Here is a 7,653-nt window from a genome sequence, read left to right on the forward strand (position 1 = left end):
AACGACCCGGCGCTGAGCCGCGCCGATCTTCGATCCCATCTGTGCGAAGAAATACGCGCCGTTATCGCACGCTACGAACCGCGCGTACGGGTACTGCAAGCCCGCCCCTGCGAGGACACGCAAGCGCCGACCGACCTGCGGTTCCGGCTGTTGTGCGAGGTACGACTCGGGAGCGATGAGGAGCAGGTCGAGTTCGACCTGGCGTTCTCGGGAGCGGCACATATCGCCAGCGTCACGTAAGCCCGCATCACGGGGGGAAGAGAAACACGATGCCTTTCAAAAAGCTGTTCCGGCAGGAACTGGAGTTTCTGCGCCAGTCCGGCCACAAGTTCGCGCAGGATAACCCGGGACTGACGCACTTCCTGGGCGAAAACGCGCACGACCCGGATGTCGAACGACTCCTGGAAGGCACGGCCTTCCTCACCGCCAAGCTCGGCGCCAAGCTCGAGGCCGATTTTCCCGAGCTGATCCACTCGCTGTTGCAGATGCTCTGGCCCAACTACCTGCGCCCCATTCCGAGCATGACCACGGTGCACAGCGAAGCGACACAGGTGGAGCTGACCAAGGGCAAGCTCATTCCCCGCGGCACGCGGATTCAATCCGAGCCCGTCGACGGCATCCCCTGCGAGTACCGCACCTGCCACGACCTTTGGGTGTGGCCGTTCGATCTGACCAAGGTCGACGCCGAGCACTCGCGGGAACGGTCCGTCATGCGTGCGCAGTTGAGCCTGACCAGCCAGGATCTGCCGCTCGACGCACTGGGATGTGATGCGCTGCAATTCCATCTCAGTGGAGACGACACCACCGCGCAGACGTTGTATCTCTGGCTGGCGCATTATCTGGAAGAAGTCCACCTGATCGTTGGCGAAACGTCGCGTCGCCTGCGCCCGGATCAACTCAAGTTCGCGGGCTTCGATCCGGAAGACGCCCTGCTGCCCTATCCGCAGAACGTGTTCGATGGATACCGGGTTCTGCAGGAGTACTTTGTATTCCCCCAGCGCTTTTTCTACTTCTCGCTGACGGGCTTGCGCCGGCTGTGGCCCGCGCACAAGGCAACACAGTTCACGGTGGAGTTTCGCTTCAAGCGGCCGATGCCGGTCGACATCCGCATCACCGACAGGGATTTGTCGCTGCACTGCACGCCGGCGGTCAATCTATTCACACACGATGCGCAGCCGATGGACCTGAATGGCCGCGCCGTGGACCAGCTCATTGTGCCGTCTGGCCCGCGCCCCGACGCCTACGAAATCTTCAGCGTCGACGAGGTGACCGGGTGGGCCCGTGACATCCATGGCAAGCGCGGCCGATATCTGCGTACCTACCCGCCCTTCGAGTCGCTGCTGCACGAGATCGAGCACAGCCACGGACGCAACTCGCTCTATCAGCGCACGCGCATCGAGCGCGCCTACGACAACGAAGGCTTGCAGCATCGGATTGCCTTCGTCCGCGCCGACGACGCGGACTACATCGGGGAAAACGAGACGGTCTCCCTCACGCTGACTTGCACCAACCGGGATCTGCCGCTGTCCTTGGGCATCGGCGATATCCACCTGAGCGGCGAGAGCACCGCCAGCCAGCTGCATCTGCGCAATATCTCCGTGCCCACGCCCTCGTATCGCCCTAGCCTCGACGGCGAGCTGCTGTGGACGCTGCTGTCCAATCTGTCGCTCAACTACCTGTCGCTGCTCTCCGTCGAGCCGATGAAGGCCGTGCTGCGCGCCTACGACTTCGCCGCCCTGCACGACATTCGCCGCGCCAGGGCAAGCCAGCAACGCCTGAACGCCATCGTGGGGGCCGAGACCGCGCCCATCGACCGCCTCATCCGCGGCCTACCGGTGCGCGGTATGCGCACGCGCCTGAAGCTGGACCAGGCGGGCTTTCTCTGCGAGGGAGACCTGTTCCTGTTCGGCACCGTGCTGAGCCACTTCTTCGCGCTGTACGCGAGCATCAATTCCTTCCACGTGCTGGAAGTTGTCAACACGACCAACAACGAGACATACACATGGCCCATGCACACCGGCGTCCAACCGCTGATCTAGCCGATGTCCTGTTGGGCGACGCCCGGAACCACGATTTTTTCCAGTTGCTCGAGCGATTGCATCGCCTGCACGGCGACGACCTGGAGGCACCTGACCGCCTGCGGCCAACGCGCCAGCGCGTGCGGCTCTCTGCGCACGCCGGGCTGGGCTTTCCCGCTTCGGATGTCGTTCACGCCGAACGCCTGCCTGAAGGCTCATCCAGCGACTACCTGGTGCAAGCCACATTCTTCGGCCTGCACGGCACCGACTCGCCGCTGCCGGGCCACTACCTGGACCGCCTCGCCTTCGAAGCGGGCCAAGGCATCGGCATCCGTCCAGCCTTCGTTGACGCCATCAATCATCGTCTGCTGACGCTGCTGCACCACACGTGGCGCAAGTACCGCTACTTCGTGCGCTTTCGGCCCGGTGCCACCGACCAGTTCTCGCGCTGCGTGTTCGCGCTGGTCGGCTTGGGCGATGCCCGGATGCGCGGCGACACACCCATCGCGTGGAGCCGCCTGCTGAGTTTCGCAGGCGTCGTCGCCAGCCGCAGCCGCGCCCCCTCCATGGTCGCCGGCATCATCGCGCATTGCTTCGATCTACCATCGGTGAAAATCCGGTCGTTCGAGCTGCGCTACGCCGACGTGCCGCTCGACCAGCGCAACCTGCCCGGCGAAGCCAATTGCCGTCTCGGTCGAAGCTTTGTCCTCGGCAGGCGCGTTCGCACCCGGCAAAGCAAGTTCACCATCCGCATCGCCGGCCTCACCCGCGATAGGTTCCGTGACTTTCTGCCGAACGGCGCCGAGTTTCCCCGTCTGTGCAAACTGATCGACGTGCTGCTGCGCGAGCCGCAAGCCTACGACTTGGAACTGGGTCTGCGCGACGGTGAAGTGCGCCCGTTCAATATCGCCCGCGGTCACGGCAGCCATCTGGGCTGGACCAGTTTTCTGCAGCAATCAAACGGCGATCGCGCGCCCGCGGTACGCGTCAAGGTGCGCCAATGAACACCTTCGAACGTTCCGCACAAGTCGCCCTGGTGGTCACCAACCCGCAAGGCCTTCGGCTGGGTAGCCTGCCGCGTCACCACTTCGGTCCGGCAGGCGGAATCATCGGGTCCATCGCCGCCGATTGGGTGCTGGCCGATAGCCGCGGCCACGTGCAGCAGCGCCACTGCGAAATTCTGCTGGAGGATGGCGCCTTTTGCATGGTGGATCGCTGCGGCCACACACGCATCAATGACAGCCCGGATCCGCTCGGCCAGGACGTCAGCGTGCGATTGCATGATGGCGACCGCCTTTTGATCGGGCCGTTCCACGTCGCGGTGCATCTGGAGGAAGCGGGGCATACGCTACCCGATCCCGGCCGCCATCTTGCCGAGCACAGCATCGACGAGCTGCTCGACCCGGACCGCGCCGACGCCGACACACTGCCGGATCTTCCTGCCGACGACGGCGCCGAATCATTGCCCGAATCCCGGTCGCCCCTGGATCTTCTGCGACCGCTGGACCAGGAACTGCTCGACCCACTGCAGGCTCTCGACGCCATCGCAGCGCAAGGCAAGACCGAGCGCGCCAGCGCGCCGCTCGACCCCAGGCACTACGGCATGACCGAGGTGCCCGCGCCCCCCGACCTCGCCCACACACGCTTCGAAGCCTTCACCGGCTCGCCTCACCTCTCTCGCGGAGATCACCCCATGTCATCGAACGACCTCACACCCGACACTGCTTCCGCTTGGGATACCGACGCACACCCAGATCAAGGCGGCAGCGCGGAGGCCATCACCACCCTGCTCGAAGGACTAGGCGTCCCGCTGGGTGATCTGGACGGCCCGTCACGTCACCGGCTCATGCAAGAAATCGGGCTCACGCTGGCGGCCATGATCCGCGGCTTGCTCGAACTGTATCGCTCACCGCTGCACGCACACGAGCGAATCGCCATGCAGAACCGAACCCTGCAGCCCATCGAAGACAACCCGTTTCGCCTCGGGCAAGACTATGCGCAGACGGTACAGGCACTGTTCTCCCGTCAGCGCAGCCCGGTCCATCTCACGGCGCCGGCCGCCGTCGAGGAAAGCCTCACCCAGGTACGGCGTCACCAGCAAGCCATCGTCCGCGGCATCGAGGGCGGGCTGGACGCGCTGCTGCAGGCCTTCGACCCGGCACTACTGATCGAACGTTTCCAACGCTACCGCCCCGACCCGCGCGCCACCGCAGGCGAATCCGACTGGGCCTGGACCATGTACGCCAGCTACTACGACGAACTCCGCTCCGAGCGGCAACGTGGGTTCGACAAGCTCTTCTGGGAAGTCTTTGCCCAACATTACGATCGTGCCCTGCGAACGGAGCCCCGATGACTCGGGCGCTGACGATCCTTCTGCTGGCTACCCTGCTGAGCGGCTGCAGCACCGTAGGGAACGCGCTCAAGAAGACCGGCCAGGTTCTGATGGACCCGTCCATCCAGGTCGGCTCCGCCGACGATCAGCCGACGCAGGTCGCGCTCAGCCTCTATGCAAGCCCGGACGTCAACCCCAATGCGCAGAGCGACCCGCCTGCGGCCGCATCGGCAAGCGTAGCGCCGCTTCCGCTGGACATCGGCAAGCGCAATGGGCCTTTCGCCGTCAATTTCAGTAGTCGTAGCCGGGCTGAGCTGATCGCCAGTCTGCGCGAGCTGCTCGGGCACTTCGAAAAAAACCCGCCCGAAGGCGCACCGCTGCCCACCGTCGCTGCGGAGCCACCGCGCGGCACACTGCGCAGCCCCTTGCCGCCGCCCGGATACCAGCCCGACGAGGCCGATCTCGACACGCCCTTACCCCTGGCGGCCGCCAATACGACGGACCGCGCGGGTGGCCTCGCGCCGGGACAGTACCGCGCCGAACATGCGCTGGCGGACGATGCGCCACCGCCTGCGTCGGCCAGCAAGGCCGCCATGCCCATCGCGTTCCGGATCATCCAGCTCAGGGACGATTCGCTGCTGCTCAACGCCACCTTCGATCAGATCCAGCAAGACATCAAGAAGGCACTGGGCAGCACCTTCCTGCGCGCCGACGACTACGTACTGCTACCTGGCCAGTTCAAGTTCCTGTCCTTCCGCCCGCTGCACGAGGAAGCGAACTATCTCGCCATCGTCGCCGACTTCGGCAGCACCAACGACGCCGTGTGGAAAGACGTCTACCGGCTGGAGCCGCGCGGACGCAAATACGCCCTGCTGGTGTCCATGCAAGGCAACCACGTTTCCATCATCGACGAGAGCCGGCGACCCGCGCCCTCGTCATCACCCAGGAGCAAGCATTGAGCAGCAAGAACCCTATCGTCCTGAGTGAAGGCACGTTCTTCGAGCCGCAACACCTGCAGCAGTTGGTGAGGGTGCTCGAGCACCAGGCCAACAGCCGTTTCGATGCCGTGGCCGCCTACCCCTACGGCTTCCGCGAACTGCAGCTCAACCAGGAACTGCTTGCCTTCGGCAAGCTGGCCATCACCCGCGCCAGCGGCGTGATGCAGGATGGCACCGTGTTCGACATCCCGCACGACCAGCCGCCCCCGGAGCCGCTGGTCGTGGCCGACGACACCGCCGACAACCAGATCGTCTACCTGACGCTACCGCATCGCTCCGATGGCGAGTTGGAAATCCGTTGGCCGGAGGCGCACGCACGGCATCGCTATGTCATGCGTACCGAGGACATCCGCGACACCCACAGTCTCCATGGCGACGACCGGCCGATCGACCTTGCGGTCCCCAACCTGCAACTGGCCATTGAACAAAAAGACCGCAGCGCCTATACGAGCCTCGCCGTCGCCCGCATTCGCGGCAGGCGCGCGGACGGCAGCCTGCTGCTGGACGACACCTTCTACCCCACCAGCCTGACCCTGCTCGCCTTACCCACGCTGGCCGGCTTCCTGGGCGAAGCCGCCACGCTCATGCGCGAGCGCGCGCGCACCATCGCCGCGCGCATCGGTACGCCCGGGCAGGCCGGTGTCGCCGACATCACCGATTTCAACCTGTTGCAGGCGCTCAACCGCATGCAGGTCGAACTGCAAGCGCTATCCCGCCTGCCCAACGCGCATCCGGCCGTGGCCTACGTCGCCTTCCTGAAAGCATGCGGCGAATTGGCCACCTTCATGGAGGAAGGGCGTTTGGCTCCCGAGCTGCCGGCTTACCGCCACGACGACCTGGCCGCGGGCTTCCGGCCGTTAGAAACCACCCTGCGGCGTTATCTCGCCACGGTACTGCAACCCCGCGCGATCTCGCTGCCGATCCGCAAGCAGCAATACGGCACGCTCACCGCTGCCGTGGCCGAGCCGACGCTGCTCGAAGAGGCCGACTTCATTCTCGCCGTCTCCGCGCAAATGCCCTTGGAAAAACTGCGCCAGCTTTTCCTCCAGCAATCCAAGGTGGCCTCCATGGAAAAGCTGGGCGAACTCGTCCGGCGGCAACTACCTGGTATCCCGCTGTCCCCCTTGCCCGTCGCGCCACGGCATCTGCCGTACCACGCCGGGTTCACCTACTTCCAGCTCGATCGCAGCCACCCGAGCTGGCACCAGATGATGCAGCAGACCTCGGGCTTCGGCTTCCACGTCTCCGGCGATTTCCCGGGACTGGAGCTGGAGTTCTGGGCAATCAGGAGACAATGACATGAGCACCACCGTCACCATCGGTAGCGACCGCAACTTTCACCGTACACCGCCGTCGCCCAGCATCGACCAGAAGCCCGATATCGCCTTCGATACCGTCGAGCTGCTCGACTACGACGTCGATCTTGCGTTCCAGTTGCGCGGTCATAGCGTCAACCCGCTGGTTGACGCCGCCATGCCCCTGTTCGGCCTGGTCATCCGTCTGCGGCGCCTGAAGGCCTACGCTCACGTCGACGCACTGCACGCGACGATCCACGACCAGATCTCGGCCATCGACGAAGAAGTGCGCCGTCACAACTACGACATCGCCACGCTGCGCGCCTACCGCTACGCGTTGTGCAGCTTCGTGGACGACGCCGTGCTCGACACACCGTGGGGCGCCAACTCGGTCTGGACGGAACGCTCGCTGCTGAGCATCTTCCAGAACGAAACCTGGGGCGGCGAAAAATTCTTCACCGTGCTCGCGCGCATGCAGATGGAACCCGAACAGTATCGGGACGTACTCGAGTTCAAGTACTTCTGCCTCTGCCTGGGCTTTCGCGGCAAGTACGGTCTGCAACACAACCAGGAAGAGTCGCTCAACGCCATCATTCTCAAGCTCCATCGCATCCTGCGCCAATTGCGCGGCGAGCCGCCCGAGCAACTCACCGATGCGCAAGCCAACGTGGCCTCGCAACGCTATCGCATCAGCCGGCAATGGCCCGCATGGAGCCCCTGGGCACTGGTAGCCGGCGTGCTGCTCAGCGTCTACGCCCTGTTCGCGGTAAGGCTGGGCCATACCTCCGAGCTTGTCCTGCGTTCGCTCGACGGCATCCTCAAACCCTGACGCGCCACCACGGCAGGAGGCCACCATGCCCACCCAATCCGACCTGCGCTTCACCTTCACCATCCACGGCACCGACGGCAAGATCGACCTCGACGTCGTCGCGTTCACCCTCGACGAAGGCCTCTCACAGCTCGACCGCCTCGAACTCGATCTCGCCAGCCACGCCCCCGATATCGACTTC

Annotated in this window: 6 protein-coding genes and 1 pseudogene; all 7 read left to right on the forward strand. The window is 64.7% G+C overall.

The window, feature by feature from the left end:
- Positions 1-240: pseudogene (locus P3W85_RS00590) on the forward strand (GPW/gp25 family protein); the annotation flags it as partial.
- A 29-nt stretch (positions 241-269) separates the two neighbouring features.
- Positions 270-2,039, forward strand: a complete 1,770-nt coding sequence (tssF, locus tag P3W85_RS00595; RefSeq protein WP_276263342.1) for a type VI secretion system baseplate subunit TssF — start codon at positions 270-272, stop codon at positions 2,037-2,039.
- Positions 2,003-3,022 (forward strand): type VI secretion system baseplate subunit TssG, encoded by a 1,020-nt coding sequence (gene tssG / locus P3W85_RS00600; protein WP_276263343.1) that lies wholly within the window; start codon positions 2,003-2,005, stop codon positions 3,020-3,022. The genes tssF and tssG overlap by 37 nt, the downstream gene beginning before the upstream one ends.
- Positions 3,019-4,371, forward strand: coding sequence for a type VI secretion system-associated FHA domain protein TagH (gene tagH, locus P3W85_RS00605; RefSeq protein WP_276263344.1), 1,353 nt, complete (start codon positions 3,019-3,021; stop codon positions 4,369-4,371). The genes tssG and tagH overlap by 4 nt, the downstream gene beginning before the upstream one ends.
- Positions 4,368-5,309: a type VI secretion system lipoprotein TssJ gene (gene tssJ / locus P3W85_RS00610; protein WP_276263345.1), complete on the forward strand. Its 942-nt coding sequence runs from the start codon at positions 4,368-4,370 to the stop codon at positions 5,307-5,309. The genes tagH and tssJ overlap by 4 nt, the downstream gene beginning before the upstream one ends.
- Positions 5,306-6,646, forward strand: a complete 1,341-nt coding sequence (tssK, locus tag P3W85_RS00615; protein ID WP_276263346.1) for a type VI secretion system baseplate subunit TssK — start codon at positions 5,306-5,308, stop codon at positions 6,644-6,646. The genes tssJ and tssK overlap by 4 nt, the downstream gene beginning before the upstream one ends.
- A gap of 1 nt (position 6,647) precedes the next feature.
- The gene (icmH, locus tag P3W85_RS00620; protein ID WP_276263347.1) at positions 6,648-7,472 is read left to right on the forward strand and encodes a type IVB secretion system protein IcmH/DotU; all 825 of its coding nucleotides are present in this window, start codon (positions 6,648-6,650) and stop codon (positions 7,470-7,472) included.
- Positions 7,473-7,653: the final 181 nt, after the last annotated feature.

The organism is Cupriavidus basilensis (assembly GCF_029335485.1).
GTDB lineage: Bacteria > Pseudomonadota > Gammaproteobacteria > Burkholderiales > Burkholderiaceae > Cupriavidus > Cupriavidus basilensis_E.